General features: G+C 71.1%; 15 protein-coding genes. 4 read left to right on the forward strand and 11 right to left on the reverse strand.

Annotated features, from left to right (window positions below; all coding sequences use genetic code 11):
• Positions 1-4 precede the first annotated feature (4 nt).
• The 4 genes from ACTWNK_RS31055 to ACTWNK_RS31070 form a co-directional block, all read right to left on the reverse strand.
• A complete protein-coding gene (locus ACTWNK_RS31055) occupies positions 5-1,531 on the reverse strand; it encodes a (2,3-dihydroxybenzoyl)adenylate synthase (protein ID WP_474308352.1) in 1,527 nt (508 codons plus the stop codon).
• On the reverse strand, positions 1,521-2,591 hold the full coding sequence (locus tag ACTWNK_RS31060; RefSeq protein ID WP_474308354.1) for an isochorismate synthase: 1,071 nt from the start codon (positions 2,589-2,591) through the stop codon (positions 1,521-1,523). Before ACTWNK_RS31060 ends, ACTWNK_RS31055 begins: the two co-directional genes overlap by 11 nt.
• Before the next feature lie 81 nt (positions 2,592-2,672).
• Positions 2,673-3,482 (reverse strand): SDR family oxidoreductase, encoded by an 810-nt coding sequence (locus ACTWNK_RS31065; protein WP_474311023.1) that lies wholly within the window; start codon positions 3,480-3,482, stop codon positions 2,673-2,675.
• Between the two features lie 176 nt (positions 3,483-3,658).
• Positions 3,659-4,477, reverse strand: a complete 819-nt coding sequence (locus tag ACTWNK_RS31070; protein ID WP_474308356.1) for a siderophore-interacting protein — start codon at positions 4,475-4,477, stop codon at positions 3,659-3,661.
• Positions 4,478-4,563: 86 nt separating this feature from the next.
• Between ACTWNK_RS31070 and ACTWNK_RS31075 the strand changes: the two genes are divergently transcribed.
• From ACTWNK_RS31075 to cydB, 3 genes are all read left to right on the forward strand, one after another.
• Positions 4,564-5,439: a polysaccharide deacetylase family protein gene (locus tag ACTWNK_RS31075; RefSeq protein ID WP_474308358.1), complete on the forward strand. Its 876-nt coding sequence runs from the start codon at positions 4,564-4,566 to the stop codon at positions 5,437-5,439.
• A gap of 291 nt (positions 5,440-5,730) precedes the next feature.
• Entirely contained in the window at positions 5,731-7,122 is a 1,392-nt protein-coding gene (locus ACTWNK_RS31080) for a cytochrome ubiquinol oxidase subunit I (RefSeq protein WP_474308360.1), read from the forward strand.
• 10 nt (positions 7,123-7,132) lie between these two features.
• Positions 7,133-8,029 (forward strand): cytochrome d ubiquinol oxidase subunit II, encoded by an 897-nt coding sequence (gene cydB, locus ACTWNK_RS31085; protein ID WP_474308362.1) that lies wholly within the window; start codon positions 7,133-7,135, stop codon positions 8,027-8,029.
• A gap of 10 nt (positions 8,030-8,039) precedes the next feature.
• Here the strand turns inward: cydB and ACTWNK_RS31090 are convergent, their stop codons facing one another.
• Complete coding sequence (locus tag ACTWNK_RS31090; protein WP_474308364.1) at positions 8,040-8,624, reverse strand: tetratricopeptide repeat protein; 585 nt, start codon at positions 8,622-8,624, stop codon at positions 8,040-8,042.
• A 76-nt stretch (positions 8,625-8,700) separates the two neighbouring features.
• Positions 8,701-9,792 carry a leucine-rich repeat domain-containing protein gene (locus ACTWNK_RS31095; protein WP_474308366.1) on the reverse strand — a complete coding sequence of 364 codons (1,092 nt, stop codon included), beginning with the start codon at positions 9,790-9,792 and terminating at the stop codon, positions 8,701-8,703.
• 88 nt (positions 9,793-9,880) lie between these two features.
• Between ACTWNK_RS31095 and ACTWNK_RS31100 the strand changes: the two genes are divergently transcribed.
• Positions 9,881-11,035 carry an MFS transporter gene (locus ACTWNK_RS31100; protein WP_474308368.1) on the forward strand — a complete coding sequence of 385 codons (1,155 nt, stop codon included), beginning with the start codon at positions 9,881-9,883 and terminating at the stop codon, positions 11,033-11,035.
• Here ACTWNK_RS31100 and cutA read toward each other — a convergent pair.
• The 5 genes from cutA to ACTWNK_RS31125 all read right to left on the reverse strand — a co-directional run bounded on the left by cutA (position 11,015) and on the right by ACTWNK_RS31125 (position 16,467).
• Positions 11,015-13,396: an aerobic carbon-monoxide dehydrogenase large subunit gene (gene cutA, locus ACTWNK_RS31105; protein ID WP_474308371.1), complete on the reverse strand. Its 2,382-nt coding sequence runs from the start codon at positions 13,394-13,396 to the stop codon at positions 11,015-11,017. The genes ACTWNK_RS31100 and cutA overlap by 21 nt on opposite strands.
• Positions 13,393-13,866 carry a (2Fe-2S)-binding protein gene (locus tag ACTWNK_RS31110; RefSeq protein WP_474308373.1) on the reverse strand — a complete coding sequence of 158 codons (474 nt, stop codon included), beginning with the start codon at positions 13,864-13,866 and terminating at the stop codon, positions 13,393-13,395. The genes cutA and ACTWNK_RS31110 overlap by 4 nt, the downstream gene beginning before the upstream one ends.
• Positions 13,856-14,728 (reverse strand): FAD binding domain-containing protein, encoded by an 873-nt coding sequence (locus ACTWNK_RS31115; RefSeq protein WP_474308375.1) that lies wholly within the window; start codon positions 14,726-14,728, stop codon positions 13,856-13,858. The genes ACTWNK_RS31110 and ACTWNK_RS31115 overlap by 11 nt, the downstream gene beginning before the upstream one ends.
• Complete coding sequence (locus ACTWNK_RS31120; protein WP_474308376.1) at positions 14,725-16,080, reverse strand: uracil-xanthine permease family protein; 1,356 nt, start codon at positions 16,078-16,080, stop codon at positions 14,725-14,727. Before ACTWNK_RS31120 ends, ACTWNK_RS31115 begins: the two co-directional genes overlap by 4 nt.
• A 177-nt stretch (positions 16,081-16,257) precedes the next feature.
• Positions 16,258-16,467, reverse strand: a complete 210-nt coding sequence (locus tag ACTWNK_RS31125) for an RNA-binding S4 domain-containing protein (RefSeq protein ID WP_474308378.1) — start codon at positions 16,465-16,467, stop codon at positions 16,258-16,260.
• Positions 16,468-16,471: the final 4 nt, after the last annotated feature.

Genomic DNA, 16,471 nt, shown 5'->3' on the forward strand with positions numbered 1-16,471 from the left:
GGTGTCAGGTCCTCTCGCGCAGGTGCCGCTTGCTGACCTTGCCGACGGCGGTGGTCGGGAAGGCCTCGACGAATGCGAAGCGGTCGGGGATCTTGTAGGCGGCGATGCCGCGCTCACGCAGGAAGGCACGCAGGAGGGCGGCCGTGAGCGTGCCCTCCTGGCGCTCGGCGGCGATGACGTAGGCGCACGCCTTCTCACCGAGGTAGGGGTCGGGCACGGCCACGACGGAGACGTCGTGGATGCCGGGATGGGCGAGCAGGTGGTTCTCCACCTCCTCGGCGGCGATCTTGTCGCCGCCTCTGTTGATCTGGTCCTTGGCCCGGCCCTCGACCACGATGTGCCCGCTCGGCGTGAGCCTGACCAGGTCGCCGGTGCGGTAGAAGCCGTCGGCGGTGAAGGCACGCCGGTTGTGCTCCTCGGCCTGGTAGTAGCCGCGGATCGTGTACGGGCCCCGGGTCAGCAGGTGGCCGGTGTGCCCGGGGCAGACGGGGTTGTCGTCGTCGTCGACCACGCGCAGTTCGTCGTCGGGCGAGATCGGCCGGCCCTGTGTGGTGATCACCAGCTCGTCGGGGTCGTCGAACCTGGTGTAGTTGACCAGCCCTTCGGCCATGCCGAACACCTGCTGCAGGGTGCAGCCGAGCTCGGGCGTCACCCGGGCGGCCACGGTGGCGCTCAGCTTGGCGCCGCCCACCTGCAGCACCTCCAGGCTCGACAGGTCGCTCGCGGTGTTGGCCGCCGCGTCCAGCCAGACCAGGGCGAGCGGCGGCACCAGGGCGGTGATCGTCACCCTCTCGCGCTCGATGAGCGGGAAGCACGTGCCGGGGCTCGGATCGGTGGCCAGCACCGAGGCCGCGCCCGCCGACAGCGCGCCGAACACGCCGGGCGAGCTCATCGGGAAGTTGTGCGCGGCCGGAAGCGCGCACAGGTAGACGCTGTCCGGCGTCAGCCCGCAGATCTCGGCGCTGGCCTCGAAGCTGTAGAGGTAGTCGTCGTGGGTGCGCGGGATGAGCTTGGGCAGGCCGGTGGTGCCGCCCGACAGCTGCAGGAACGCCACGTCGCCGGGCTCGGGCCCGTCGAACTCGCCTTCGGGCTCGCGCTCGGGCAGCGCCGTGACGTCGGCGAGCACCACACCGACCTTGACGTCGCCGAGCAGCTCCGGCTCCGGCCCGATGTAGGCGGCGGCGCCGGTGAACTCGGCCAGGTAGGAGATCTCGGCCGTGCGATGGGCGGGCAGTGCGAACACCGGCCAGGCGCCGAGCCGGAACAGCGCGAAGCACACCTGGTGGAACTGCGGCACGTTCGGCAGCTGCACGACGACCTTGTCACCGCGCCCGACGCCGAGCGCGGCCAGCCCGGCGGCGAGCCTGTCGGCCTTGGCGTCGAGGTCGGCGAAGCTCCACCGGGTCCCGCCGCCCACCAGGGCCGTGCGCCCGCCGTGCTCGGCGGCCAGCTCGCGCAGCATCGAGCCGAACGTACGCCCTCGCCAGTACCCCTTGGCCCGGTAGTCGCGGGCGAACTCCTCAGGCCACATCGGCGGCCACTCCCATCGCGCGCAGCATGGTCGCGAACTTGGCCGACGTCTCGGCCAGCTCGGCCTCGGGCACCGAGCCCGCGACGATTCCGGCGCCCGCGTACAGGCGCACCGAGTCCTCGCCGACGTCGGCGCATCTGATCGTGACCGCCCACTCGCCGTCGCCGGAGGCGTCGCTCCATCCGACGAGTCCGGCGTACAGGTCGCGGTCGAAGGGCTCGGCCTCCTCGATCACGGCCCTGGCGACCTGGGCGGGCTGCCCGCACACGGCGGGGGTCGGGTGCAGGGCCGCGGCGAGCTCCAGGCTGTGGGTGTCGCCGTGCAGGCGGCCGAGCACGGTGGTCGACAGGTGCCACATGGTCTCGGTGGCGCTCAGCTTGGGCTCGGCGGGCACGTTCAGCTCGGCGCAGAAGGGTTCGAGCGCTCGCCGTACCTCTTCGACGGTGATGCGGTGTTCGTGGCGGTCCTTGACCGAGGCGAGCAGGTCGCTCGCCCTGCGCATGTCCTCGGCCGGGTCCTTGGCCCTGGGCGCGGACCCGGCCAGCGGGTTGGCCACGACGCCCCTGCCCTTCCTGGCCACGAGCAGTTCGGGGCTGGCCCCGATGAGCGTGCGTCCGCCCGGCAGGGGTACGGCGAAGCAGTGGTCCTGGCCGAGCAGCGGGCCCAGCAGGGCGCGCACGTCGACCGGTCCGGTCAGTTCGAGCGATCTGGCCAGCACGACCTTGGCCAGGTCGCCCGCGCCGATCCGGTCGAGCGCCAGCCGCACGCCCTTGACGTAGTCGTCGGGCTCGGGGATCTGGCGTACCCGCCACCGTCCTTCGGGGTTCGGCCGACGACGGGGTGCGGGCAGCGGCTCGGACCAGGCGGCCGTCTCGGGCACGATCAGATGGGCCGAACCGTCGAACGTCACCGCCCCCGCGACCAGTCCCGCCCCGCCCACCCGCCCCGCGAGCGTGTCCAGGTCACCGGTGATCACCGCACGCGACCCCCTGGCCAGCAGGGTACGGCGGGGCGAGGCGAACAGCAGGGAGTCTCCGGGGAGGTAGTCCTCCGGTTGCATGCCGATCCTTTCAGCGTTCTTCAGCGGGCTTTCGGCCTGGGCCTTGCGATGAGGCCTTCGGCGAGCTGTGGTGTGGCCGGGTCAGGCGCGCAGGGTGGCGCCGCCGTCCACGTAGAGGTCGTGCATGGTGATGTGCCGTGCCTTGTCCGAGGCGAGGAAGACCACGGCCTGGGCGACGTCCTCGGGCGCCGCGACCCTGCCGAGCGGGATGCCGACCCGGAAGCTCTCGGGCGCGCCCGCGATCGCGTCGGAGGCGTCGATCAGCGCGCGCTGCATCGCGGTGTCGGTCGAGCCGGGCGAGACGACGTTGCAGCGGATGCCGTGCCCGGCGAGTTCGAGGCCGAGGCACTTGGTGAACAGGGCGGCGGCGGCCTTGGAGGCGGCGTAGGCGGCCATGCCCATCCGGGGGACGCCTCCGGCGTTCGAGCCGACGGTGACGATCGCGCCGCCCTTGCGGCCGATCATCCTGGGGGCCAGGGCGCGTGCGGTGTGGAAGACGCCGTCGGCGTTGACGGCGAACGTCTGGTGCCAGGCCTCGTCGCTGGTGTCGGCCGCCTGCGCCGGGTAGAGCACCCCGGCGACGTTGACCAGGATCGCGATCGGCCCGAGCTCGCGTTCGACCTTGGCCACCGTCATCTCGACCGCGCCCGGGTCCCTGACGTCGAGCCGGTAGGGCACGACCGTGCCGGGCGCGGGGGGCTCGGCGGCGACGGCCTGGAGCACGGACACCGCGCCCTGTCCGGCGGCGGCCCTGACCGTGGCGCCGGGGCCGGGGGCGGGTGCGGCGCCGGGGCCCGGCGTGACCAGGTCGCATGCCGCGACCGTCACCCCCTCGGCCACCAGGGCCGCGACGACGGCGGCTCCGATGCCTTGCGCCGCACCCGTGACCATCGCGATCCTGCCGCGCACAACTGCCCCCAGTCGGAGAAAAGGACAAGACAGACTTAGGTAAGCCTTGCCTAATTTGACTGCAAGGTGGCGATCTGTCAACCCTCCTTTTCACCCCTACATCGGCGTTCATCCCGCTTAGGGCCTCTCACCTCAAGGTTCGTATCCGATGTTCACTTTCACTCCTCATCTTCGGCATGATGATCGAGGTTTGAGATACCCCTCTTCCAGTAGCCGTCGACGTCCACCCACTCCGGCGGCAGCCCGAACTCCTCGCGCAGATACCGCCGGATCGGCCGCAGCGCACCCGCCTCGCCCGCGACCCAGGCGAACCCGTCGCCCTCGGGCCGCACGACCGATCTGATCGCCTTCTCCAGCACGTCCGACGTGCCCGGCGCCTGGCCGTCGCGGTGCAGCCAGGTGAGCGAGACACCGGCGGGGACGGCCAGGTCCTGCTCCTCCTGCGGACCGGCCACCTCGACGAACACGGTCGCCTTCGCCTCCGCCGGCAGCTCCTCCAGCCAGCGGCCGATCGCGGGCAGGCCGGTCTCGTCGGCGGCCAGCAGGTACCAGTCGAAGTCGAAGGGCACCACGACCGAGCCCCTCGGCCCGAGCACGCCGAGCACCTGGCCGGGCGCGGCGGTCGCCGCCCAGCCGGACGCCGGGCCGTGGCCCTGGCCGTGCACGACCATGTCGACGTCGAGCTCGCCCGCCTGGGGCCTGAAGTACCTGACCGTGTAGTCCCTGAAGATCGGCCGGGGGCCGCCAGGCACGCCGGGTTCGAGGCCGCGCGGACCGAGTTCCGGCATGACCGGCCGGTCGGAGCCAGGTTCGGGGAAGATCAGCTTGACGTGGTCGGCGGGCGCCTCGGTCCTGAACCCGGCCAGGTCGGCGCCGGCGAGCGTCACCCTGACCATGCCAGGCGTGATGCGTTCGACCCGCGACACCTCCAGCAGCCTCGGCTTGAGCGGGTGGCGCTGGATGTGGATGTCATGCACGGCACATGCCTTTCGATCGACTACTTAGGCCAGCCTTACCTAAGATCGAACATGAAGCGGTGTCAACCCTGGCAAGATGGGTCGGCATGCTCAGGGGGAGACATTCATCGGCCGCAGCACTGACCGCCCTGCTCGTCGTCGCCTTGACGGGCGGCCTGGCCGGATGCGACCCCGGCGGCGGCGACACCCGCGCCGAGCCCGGCGCGACGACCTCCGGGCCTGCGACCGACAAGGCCAGGGGCACGAGGGACGGGACGGCACAGGGCCCGCGAGGCCGCGCGCCCGCACCCGGAGAGGTGGCCAGACTCCCCCGCTCCGCCTCCCTCCCGGTGATCAGTTCGATCCCGACCAAGCGGAAAGTGATCTTCCTCACCATCGACGACGGCTGGCAGCAGGACCCCGGCTTCGTCAGGCAGGTACGCCAGGAACGCATCCCGATCACCGTCTTCGCCCTGCGCGACGCCGTCGAGGCCAAGGGCGCGCCCGACCCGGCGGGAGGCGAGGGCCGCTATGTGGGCGCCGGCAAATGGGACTACTTCCGCTCCCTGCGCGACGCGGGCGTGCCGATCGAGAACCACACCCTGACCCATCCCGACCTCACCCGGCTCGGGCACGACGCCCAGAGGCGTGAGATCTGCGGCGCCTCCCGCGTGATCGCCAAGGAGATCGGCCGCAGGCCCGTGCTGTTCCGCCCGCCGTTCGGCAACCACAACGGCGACACCGCACGCGCGGCCAAGGCCTGCGGCGTCTCGGCGATGCTGCTGTGGACGGCCACCGTGCAGCCGGGCGGCAAGATCGCCTACCAGGTGCCGGACAAACGCCTCCGTCCCGGCGACATCCTGCTGCTGCACTTCCGCCCGAACCTGGCCGCCGACTTCCGGATCCTGGTGGACAAGATCAAGCGCAGGGGCTACGAACTGGGCGATCTGGACGCCTATCTGGCGGCCCTGCTCCCCCGCTGACGCCCGCCGCCCCCAGATCCGCCCCGCGGGGTAGCCGGATGTCAGCCCAGCGGGTGACGCCCCGGAGGCATGGCCGGGGCCACCATGGTGGAGTGCCGCCCGACGGGGGATCGGGGCGGCGCCCGCAGGGGGAGTTCTCCCAGCTCTCGGGGGGTGTGGGGTGTGCGGCCCCACATCCCCCGAGTCGATGTGATGAAGATCGCAGCCGTCCCCTGATCCGTTGCTCTACGAGCTGTAGTACTACTTCTTATAGAACTACAGCTTGTAGAGCTCCAAACCCGTGAGGGGAAGATGGACGCACTTGACCTGGCGCGGTGGCAGTTCGGGATCACCACCGTGTATCACTTCCTGTATGTCCCGCTGACGATCGGCCTCGGCATCTTCGTCGCCGGACTCCAGACGGCCTGGCATCGGACGGGCAAGGAGCACTACCTCAGGCTGACGAAGTTCTTCGGGAAGCTCTTTCTGATCAACTTCGCCATGGGTGTCGTGACCGGCATCGTGCAGGAGTTCCAGTTCGGCATGAACTGGAGCGAGTACTCCACCTTCGTCGGCGACGTGTTCGGGGCCCCGCTGGCCATGGAGGCGCTGCTCGCCTTCTTCATGGAGTCGACGTTCCTCGGCCTGTGGATCTTCGGCTGGGACAAGCTGCCCAAGCGCATCCATCTGGCGTGCATCTGGGCGGCGGCCATCGGCTCCAACCTGTCGGCCTACTTCATCCTGGCCGCCAACGCCTGGATGAAGCACCCCGTGGGCTACGAGGTCGTGGACGGCAAGGCCAGGATGACCGACATCTGGGCCGTGCTCACCAACTCCACCGCACTGGCCCAGGTGCCGCACGTGGTCGCCTCCGCCTTCATCGTGGCGGGCGGGTTCGTCCTGGCGGTGTGCGGATACCACCTCGTCAAGCAGGCCAAGGACGCCGACAGGACGGTCCCGATGCGCGGCCAGGCCAACCCCTGGCGCTCCACGATGCGCGCCGCGCTGGTCATGACGGCGATCGCGGGCGCGGTCGTCGCGGGCACGGGCGACATGTCCGCCAAGCTCCTGCACGAACAGCAGCCGATGAAGCTCGCCGCCGCCGAAGGACTGGAGCACGACACGGCGGGGGCGCCGTTCTCCGTGGTTCCCGGCATCGAGATCCCTCAGCTGCTGAGCCTGCTGTCCACCCACGACCCCGGCGCCACCGTGCAGGGCACCGAGGACATCCAGAAGCGCCTGGAGGCCCAGTTCGGCCCCGGCGACTACCGGCCCGACGGCACGATCGTGTTCTGGTCCTTCCGGGTGATGATCGTCTTCGGGCTGGCCACCGTGGGACTCTCGGTGCTCGGCCTCTGGCTCACCAGGCGCAGGCGGCCGGTGCCGCTCTGGCTGGCCAGGGCGTTGCTGCTGGCGCTGCCGCTGCCGCTGATCGCGGTCATCGCCGGATGGCTGCTGAGCGAGATCGGCAGGCAGCCCTGGACGGTCGCCGGCGAACTGCTCACCGCCGCCAGCGTCTCGCCGAACGTCAGCCTGACCGCGGTGGCCATCTCACTCACCCTGTTCACCCTGCTGTACGGCGTGCTCACCGTCGCCGAGGCCGTCCTGCTGGCACGGCACGTCCGCCTGGGGCCCGAACAGGACTCCCCCGTCCCGAGCGAGCCCGCGCAGCCGGTGCGCGAGCCCTCGATGATGATGTACTGAGGAGCAGGTCATGATCGAGTTCTGGTTCGTCGTCATCGCCTTCCTCTGGACCGGCTATTTCGTCCTCGAAGGCTTCGACTTCGGCGTCGGCATGCTGTCGAGCGTCCTGACCAGGGACGAACGCGAGCGCAAGCAGATCCTGCAGACGATCGGCCCGGTATGGGACGGCAACGAGGTCTGGCTGATCACCGCGGTCGGCGCCATGTTCGCCGCCTTCCCCGCCTGGTACTCAGGCCTGCTCAGCTCCTTCTACCTGCCGCTCGTCCTGGTGCTCGCCGGGCTGATCGTGCGCGGCGTCAGCCTGGAGTGGCGCGGCAAGGTCGTCGACAGGATGTGGTGCGACCTCGGCATCACGGTCGGCAGCGCGCTGCCCGCCTTCCTCTGGGGGGCCATCTTCGCCGACCTGCTGCACCCCGGCGGCGCCGCCGCGCTGATCGGCGGCGCGTTCTCGCTGGCCCTGTGCCTCCTGCACGGCGCGGTCTTCCTCGCACTCAAGACCGAGGGCAGGGTACGGCTGCGCGCCAGGCGTGCGGCGCTGATCGCCACCTTCGCCGTGGTGCCGCTGGCCGTCGCCGCCCTGTCGGGCATACCCAAGGACGGCGGGCTCGGCTGGGTGCTGGCCGTACTCGCGATGGCGTTGCTGGCGGCGGGCAGCTCCCTCGTCTGGCGCAGGCGTGAGGGATGGGCGTTCGCGGCGACGACCGGGGCGATCGGCGCGATGGGGGCGGCGCTGTTCGGCGTGCTGTGGGTGGAGCCGATGCCCGGCCTGACCGTGGCCGAGGCGGCCTCCGGGCCGTACACCCTGGGGGTGATGACCTGGATCGGGCTGGCGGCGCTGCCGTTCGTGCTCGCCTACCAGGGGTGGACGTACTGGGTGTTCCGCAAGCGGGTCTCGGTGCCCGCCTGAGGGGGGCGGGTCACCCGGCGTCGATGACGGCGAGGTTGTTCATCGCCGTCATCGCGGCCTGTTCGTGGCCGGACCCGGCGGCGGCGCGATACAGCGTGCGGGCCGCCTCGACCTCGCCGTCCTCCTCGTGCAGCAGGGCCAGGTTGACCATCGCCTTGGCCGCCACCTGGGTGTGGCCGCTCGCGCTCGCCGCCTGGTACCAGACGCGGGCCTCGTCCCTGTCCCCGGTCTCGGCGGCCAGCCAGGCGAGGTTGAACATCGCCTTCGGCGCCCCGGCACGCGCCGCCTCCAGGTAACCGCGGTAGGCGGCCTCGGCCCGGCCCGCCAGGTCGTCCATGAGCGCCAGGTTGAACAGCGCGCTCGCCGTCGCCTCACGTTCGCCGCAGGCCACACACCGCGCGTAGTACAGCCTGGCCTGTACGGCGGTGCCGCTTTCGTCCTCCAGCAGGGCGAGGTTGAACCAGGCCCGGGCCTTCAGCTCGTGCCCGCCGGTGGCCTCCAGGTAGTGGCGACGGGCCTCGTCGAGATCGCCTCGCTCCTTGGCCGCGTTGCCCAGCTCCAGGGAGCTCCGCTGAGGTTCGACGGGGGCCACCATGTGCTGACGGTAGACCAAAGTTCTCCTCCGCCGCCAGGGTCCGCCCGCGACGAGACGCGCTTCGGCGCGGGACGGCTCAGCGCAGCACGACGCAGCCGCGCTCGGCCAGGCGGCGCAGGGCGGGCGGGTCGCCGTCGAGCTTGTTCCAGCGCAGGTCGAGTTTCTGCAGCCAGGGCGCCTCGGCCAGGGCGTCAGGCAGTGCGCGCAGCTGGTTGGCGCGCAGGTCGAGCGTGGTGAGCCTGGGCAGCCTCGCGATCCAGGCGGGCAGCCGCCGCAGCCGGTTGCCGCGCAGGTCCAGCACCCGCAGCTCGGCCAGTGCGGCGAACGTGCCGGGCAGCTCGGTCAGCCGGTTGCCCCGCGCGTGCAGCTCGCGCAGCTCCGTCAGGGCGCCCAGCGACTCCGGCAGCGACTCCAGCCTGTTGTCGTAGAGCCTGAGCTCACGCAGGGCCGCCATGTCGCCGATCTCGTCCGGCAGCGCGGTGAGCCGGTTGCCGGTCAGATTGAGGTAGGCCAGGCGTCGCAGCCCGCCGAGCGAGGCCGGGACCTCGCTCAGCCCGTTGTCGCTCAGGTACAGGTAGTCGGTCAGCGCGGTCAGCTCGCCGATCGGCTCGGGCACCCGCGTGAGCCGGTTGTGCCCGAGGTCGAGCATGCGCAGGCCGGTGAGGCGGGCCAGGCCGTCGGGCACCTGGCCGAGCTGGTTCTCGGCCAGGTTCAGCGACTCCAGCGCGGTCAGCTCCTCCAGCTCCTGCGGCGCCTCGGTCAGCCTGTTGCCCCCGGCCGCCAGGTGGCGCAGCTCGCCGAGCCTGCCGATCCTGGCCGGAAGCCGGTGCAGCGCGTTGCCGTACACGAACAGCTCGTGCAGGCCGTCCGGCAGGTCGGGCAAGGCGGTGAGCTCGTTGCCGTCCAGGTGCACCGCACGCAGGCGGGTGAGCCCGGCCAGGCTTGGCACACTGGTCAGCCTGTTGCCGTCCAGGCGCAGCTCCTCAAGGGCGCTCAGCCTGGTCACGGCGACCGGCAGGTCGGCCAGGCCGTTCCAGGCCAGGTCGAGCACGCGCAGTGCGCTCAGCTCGGCCACCTGCTCCGGCACCTCGCCCAGGCCGCTGCCTTCGGCCCTGACCTCGCTCACGGCTCCCGTGGCGTCGCTGACCAGCCTGGCCCTGCCCCACATGTGCTGTCCCCTCCGACCTGCCGACGATGTGACGCACAGTAGCGCGGTCCGAGTTGCCACTTGATCTGCTTTGCGACACCATGCCCCGATGACTGCTCCCCTCCTACGCCATGACCGTGCCTTTCTGCTGCTGGCCGGAGGTGATGCGGCCTTTGTCGTGGGCACGTCGGCGTCACTCGGTGTGTACATGGAGCTGGCCTCGGGGGACGACATGATCACCTTTCCCCAGTGGCTGGTGACCTTCCTGGTGCTGTTGCCGTTCGGCGTGTGGGCCGACCGGAGCGACCGTCGCGCGCTGCTGACCGGCGCGGCCGTCGCGGGCGCCGTCTGTGTGCTCTCCCTGCTGCCCGCCTGGGCGTTCGGCCTGCTGACCGGCTCGCACGTGGCTCTGGTGCGCCTGGCCATGGAGGTCGTCGGCACGCTCTACGCGCTGGTGCTGATCGCCTGGCTGCCCTCGGTCGTGGGCCGGGACCGGCTGGTCGAGGCCAACACGGGGCTCACCCTCCTGCAGGCCGTCTCGGGGCTCGCGGGCAGTGTGCTCAGCGCGGTCGCCGGGGTGTTCGGGGCCGTGCTCAACGGCGTCGCCTTCCTCGGCGCCGCCCTGCTGAACCGGCGCGTCCCGGCGACGGCCGCGAGCGAGCCCGAGCCGTGGGCCGGTCCGTTCCGCGCGGCGTGGGCCGGGCTCGCCTTCGGCTTCGGGCATCGGGCGTTGCGGTGGTTCCTGGTGTACGAGGTGGTGTGGGGGATCGGCTCGCTGGTCTTCACGCTGGCGGTGTTCGAGCACGGCTACAGCGGGGTGCACGTCTACGCGCCGATGGCCGGGCTGGTCGCCGGGCTGGTGCTGGCCGGGCCGCTGTGCCGGGCGCTCGGCGTCGCCAGGGCCATGTGGCTGGTCCCGCTGCTGTGCCTGCCGTTCGCGTGCGGGCTGCTGCTCGGGCAGGTGAACGTGCTGTTCCTGCTGGTGGCGGGTGTGGCCAAGGACCTCGGGTTCACGGTGGGCACGATCGCCATGCTGTCGGCGCGCCAGGCCTTCACACCCGGTGCGATGCTGGGGCGCAGCACCGCGCTGCTGTTCATGGCGGCCATGCCCGGCGCCCTGATCGGCCCGATCGTGGCACGAGCGGTCCCGGCGCCGATGGGCGTGCTCGCCCTGGTGCTGATGGCCGCCGCCGTCGCGGCGTTGCGGGCGGCGGCGCCGTACAGCGGGCCGGTGGAGCGGGTGTCAGGGGGCGCGCACGCCTGAGGTGTCCTCTCCCCTGCGCAGGTGGAACAGGTCGGAGGGCGAGATCGGCATGCTGTCGACGGCGAAGCCTTCGGCGTCCTCGATCGCGGAGGCGATGACGGCCGAGACCGGGATGACCCCGGCCTCGCCCGCGCCCTTGATGCCGAGCGGGTTCAGCGGCGAGGGGGTCTCCAGGTGCGCGGTCTCGATGTGCGGTATCTCGCTGGCGTAGGGCATGAGGAAGTCCATGAAGGAGGCGTTGAGCAGCTGGCCGTGCGCGTCGTAGGCCATGCGCTCGTACAGGGCGCCGCCGACGCCCTGGGCCACGCCGCCGTGGATCTGGCCCTCGACGATCATCGGATTGATCAGCCGCCCGCAGTCGTGCACCACGACGTAGCGCAGGATCCTGATCTCGGCCGTGACCGGATCGGTCTCGACGATCGCCGCGTGCATCCCCGAGGCGAACGTCGAACGGATCGGCGAGTAGTAGTCGCGCCCCTCCAGCCCAGGCTCCTCCCCCTCGGCCACCGGCGGCCGGTCGGCCGACGCCGGGCCGCCGGAGAACTGGGTGGCCCGCGCCGCCTCCTCGTCGAAGGCGTAACGCAGCGGGTTGCTCAGCACCGCGATCGTCGACAGCGGCACGGCCGCGCCGGGCGAGCCCTTCACGTGCACGACGCCGTCGGTGATGTCCAGGTCGGCCGCGTCGGCCTCCAGCGCGTCGGCGGCGATGCGCAACGCCTTGGCCCTGACCTTGCGGCAGGCCAGCGCGATGGCGTTGCCGCTCATCACAGCGGCGCGCGAGGCGAACGTGCCGACCGCGTAGCCGAAACGCCTGGTGTCGCCGGTGACCACCGAGACGCGTTCGATCGGCACGCCGAGTTCGGTGGCGGCGATCTGGGCGAAGACCGTCTCGTGCCCCTGGCCCTGCGAGGTGAGCCCGGTCGAGACGTGCACACGCCCGTCCGACGTGATCTGCACGTGCCCGCCCTCGTAGGGCCCGACGCCGGTGCCCTCCACGTAGCACCCGATGCCGATGCCGAGACCGGGCCTGCGCTCGAAGGAGTCCCAGCCGATGAGCTCCTTCAGCATGCGCAGCGACTCGGGATAGTTCCCGCTGTCGTAGACGAGCGGCCTGCCGTCCTGGAAGGTCATGCCCTGGTCGTAGGGGAACTCGTCGGGCTGGATGAAGTTCGCCGCCCGCACGTCGGTCCGGTCCAGGCCGAGGAAGGCGGCGATCTTGTCCATCGTGCGTTCCATGCAGAACACCGCCTGCGGCCTGCCCGCCCCCCGGTACGGCGTGACCTGCACGGTATTGGTGTAGATCGAGGAGAACTCCACCCGATAGGCCCCGATACGGTACGGCCCGAGCAGCTGCGTCGAGGTGATGATCGGCACGATGATCCCGTAGGGCGTGTAGGCGCCGTGGTCGTGCAGGATCGTCACCTCCAGCCCTTCGACCACGCCGGAGGAGGAGAAGCCGACCTTGACGTAGTGCACCTGGGCGCGCTCGTGCGCGGAGGAGATGAAGTGCTCGCGCCTGTCCTCGGTCCACTTGATCTCACGGCCGAGCACGGTCGCCGCCCAGGGGATGAGGATCTCCTCGGGCCACGGGTGCACGATCTTGACGCCGAAACCGCCGCCGACGTCGGGCGCGATCACCTCCACGTGCGGGAGCGGCAGGTCGAGCTTGGCCGCGATGGCCATCCGCACGCTGGTCGAGGTCTGGGTGCTGGAGTAGACGCGCAGGTCGACGCCGTCCCAGCGGGCGTAGACGCCCCTGCCCTCCAGCGGGGTGCAGGCGCTGCGCTCGATGTCGAGTCTGAAGGACAGCGTGTGCTCGGCCGTCTCGATGCGCTCGCGCGCTCCCCTGCCGTCGGCGCCCGCGACCTCCTGGGTGAGCACGGCGCCCACATTGCCGGGCACGTCCTCGTGCACCAGGCAGCCGCCCTGGGCCGCCTCCTCGATCCCGACGACCGGCTTGAGCGGCTCGTAGTCGACCTCGATGAGCGCGCAGGCGTCCTCGGCCTGGTAGCGGTCGGCGGCCACGACCATGACGACCGGCTCGCCGACATGCCTGACGATCTCCTTGGCCAGCGGGTACGCGGTGCGGCCGTGGGTGAGCGCCGGGTGCGGGATGAGCAGCGGCAGCGGCTGGGCGACCCGATCGGGCAGGTCCTCCCAGGTGTAGATCGCGACCAGGCCCTCGACGTCGAGCGCGGCCCCGACCTCGATGTCGCGGATGCGGGCATGGGCGTGCGGCGAGCGCACGAACGCCACGGCGAGCGCGTCGCCGCCCAGGTCGTCGACGTACTGGCCGTTGCCGGTCAGCAGCCGGGGGTCCTCGCGTCGCTGGACGGGCTCGCCGAAGAGGTTCGTGGTCACTCGCTCATCAGCTCCGCGGCTCGGTGCACGGCCTTGACGATGTTCTGGTAGCCGGTGCAGCGACACAGATTGCCCGAGATGCCCTCGACGATCTCCTCGTGCGTGGGCTCGGGGTTGTCGCGCAGGAACGCGGTCACCGTGCACAGGAAGCCCGGTGTGCAGAAGCCGCACTGCAGGGCGTGGCACTCGCCGAACGCCCGCTGCACGGGTGACAGGCTCCCGTCCGGCTCGGCCAGCCCTTCGACCGTGGTGATCTCGTGGCCGTCGGCCGTCACCGCGAACGTCAGGCACGAGCGCACCGGCTCCCCGTCGAGCAGCACGGTGCAGCACCCGCACACGCCGTGCTCGCAGCCCACGTGCGTGCCGGTCAGCCCGAGGTCCTGACGCAGGCAGTCCGACAGCAGCAGGCGCGCGGGCGCCTGGACCCTGCGGACCACACCGTTGACGATCAGCGTGATGTCATGCCGCACTCGCCGCCTCCCTTGCCGCCTGCCGTAGTGCCTGTGCCACGACCGCCTTGAGCAGATGCGCCCGGTAGGCGGCGGTCGCGTGGATGTCGGCCTCGGGCGCCGTCCTGCCCGCCGCCTCGCCCGCCACGCCGTCCCAGTCGATGCTCGCCGGTGGGCGGCGGGCGCACAGGCCGCTCAGCTCGACGGTGATCGGCGTGGGCCCGACGCCGACGCAGGCCACCCTGGCGGCCGTCACGAGCAGGTCCTCGTCCAGCGTGACCAGCGCGCACGCCCCCGCCAGCGCGTAGTCGCCGTGCCTTCTCGCCACCTCGCGGAAGGCGGTGCCGGTGCGGGGCGGCAGGCTGGGGAAGCTGGCGCTGATCGCGAGCTCGCCGGTCCTGAGGTCGGACTCCAGCGGCCCGGTGAAGAAGTCGGCCGCGGCCACGTCACGGGTGCCCGTCGCACCCGCCAGCCGTACGGCGCCGCCGAGCAGGCAGAGGACGGCGGGCAGTTCGGCGGCCGGGTCGGCGTGCACGAGGCTGCCGACCACCGTGCCGCGGTTGCGGATGGCCGGATGGGCGACCAGCTTCAGCGCCTGGCGCAGCAGCGGCTGCACGGCATGGGCCTGGGCGGAACGCTCCACCGCCGCGTGCCTGGCGGTGGCGCCCACGACCACCGCGTCGCCGGTGACGCGCACGGCGTCGAGCCCGGCGACGCGGTTGATGTCGACGAGGTGCCCGGGAGCGGCCAGCCGCATGTTGAGCAGCGGGATCAGGCTCTGGCCTCCGGCGAGGACCTTGCCGTGCTCCCCCGCCTCGGCGAGGACCGCGATGGCCTCGCCGAGGTCGTGGGGCGCGTGGTAGTCGAAGGGGGCGGGTTTCACCCAGTGCTCTCCCTGATCTCCGCCGGGCGTCCGGCGATCACCCGCAGCAGGTGGTACCCGCCGACCACCACGATGGTGCCCAGCGCGATGCCCTCCAGCGTGAAATCACCGCTGATCATGTGCTTGACCGGTCCGATCGCCAGGATGATGCCCGCCCCGATCGGGACGAGGTTGACCGGGTCGGCGAAGTCCACCCGGTTCTCGATCCAGATCTTGGCACCGAGAAGTCCGATCATCCCGTAGAGGATGACCGTGATGCCGCCCAGCACCCCGCCCGGCGTGGCGGCGACCAGCGCACCGAACTTGGGCACCAGGCCGAAGGCGATCGCGACGACACCGGCGATGTAGTAGGCGGCCGTCGAATAGACGCGGGTGGCGGCCATGACGCCGATGTTCTCCGCGTAGGTGGTGGTGGGCGAGCCGCCGACCGCGCTGGTGACCATCGTGGCCACGCCGTCGGCCGCCACGGCCCTGCCCATGTACGGGTCGAGGTCGGTGCCGGTCATCTCGCCGACGGCCTTGACGTGCCCGATGTTCTCGGCGACCAGCGCGATCACCGCGGGCAGCACCAGCAGGACGGCGGAGGTCTTGAAGTCGGGCATGTGCAGGTCCGGCAGGCCGAACCAGGGTGCGGAGGCGACCGAGTCGAGATTGACCCGGAAGTGCGTGTCGACCTTCCCGGTGCCGGCGTTGAACGCGGTGATCTGCCCGAACAGCCGATCGGCGCCCCACGAGAGCAGGAACCCGGCGACCAGTCCGACCAGGATGCCGATCCTGCCGATGAACCCCTTGAAGGCGACGATCACCACGAACGTCACCAGCATCGTGATCAACGCCATCCACTGGTCCTGCGGCCAGTAGATGTCGGCCACCACGTAGGCCAGGCCGAAACCGATCAGCATGACGACCGCGCCCGTCACGACCGGCGGGAAGATCTTGTGGATGATCTGCACGCCGAGGAAGTGCACGGCCAGTCCGGCCAGCGCCAGCACGAAACCGGCCACCAGGATCGCACCGGTGACGATGGCGTCGACGCCCGGCGTGTCACCGCCGAACGCCGCCCTGATGGCCAGGACGCCACCGACGAAGGAGGCGCTGGTGCCCAGGTAGCTCGGCACCCGGCCCTTGACGATGAGCAGGAACAGGATGGTCGCGACACCGGACATCATGATCGCGACATTGGGGTCGAGCCCCATCACCAGGGGGAAGACGAACGTGGCGCCGAACATCGCGATGACGTGCTGGGCGCCGAACCCGACCATGCGCGGCCAGCTCAGCCGCTCGTCCGGTCTGACCACCTCGCCGGGGGCCAGATTCTTGCCGTCTCCGTGTTTGGTCCATCCCAAAACCATGGAAAGCCCCTTTGTTACCGGGCCGTCGGTTCGGTGGCCGCCCCGCAGGCTCCTCCGCGGCGATCCTCGTACTGCTTGCCGTTGCGGGCACATTAGGCCCGTGTGATCGGCCTTACACGGGCATGATCTGCCAAAAAGCTACGGCTGGCCAGGGGTCGTCTTGCACGGCGGACCGGGTCACACGACCCGGATGCGGAATCCCTCTCCGGTGACGACCTGGCCCTGCCGGATCTTGCACGTCTTGCGCAACTCGATCTCGCCGTCGACCGAAACCTCGCCCGCCGCCACGAGCAGCTTGGCCTGCCCGCCGGTGTCGGCGACGCCGACGTACTTGAGCAGGTCGCTCAGCGGGATGTAGTCACTGGAAAGCTCGAAGGTCTCGTCCACGACC

Source organism: Nonomuraea sp. IBHARD001 (genome assembly GCF_056106265.1).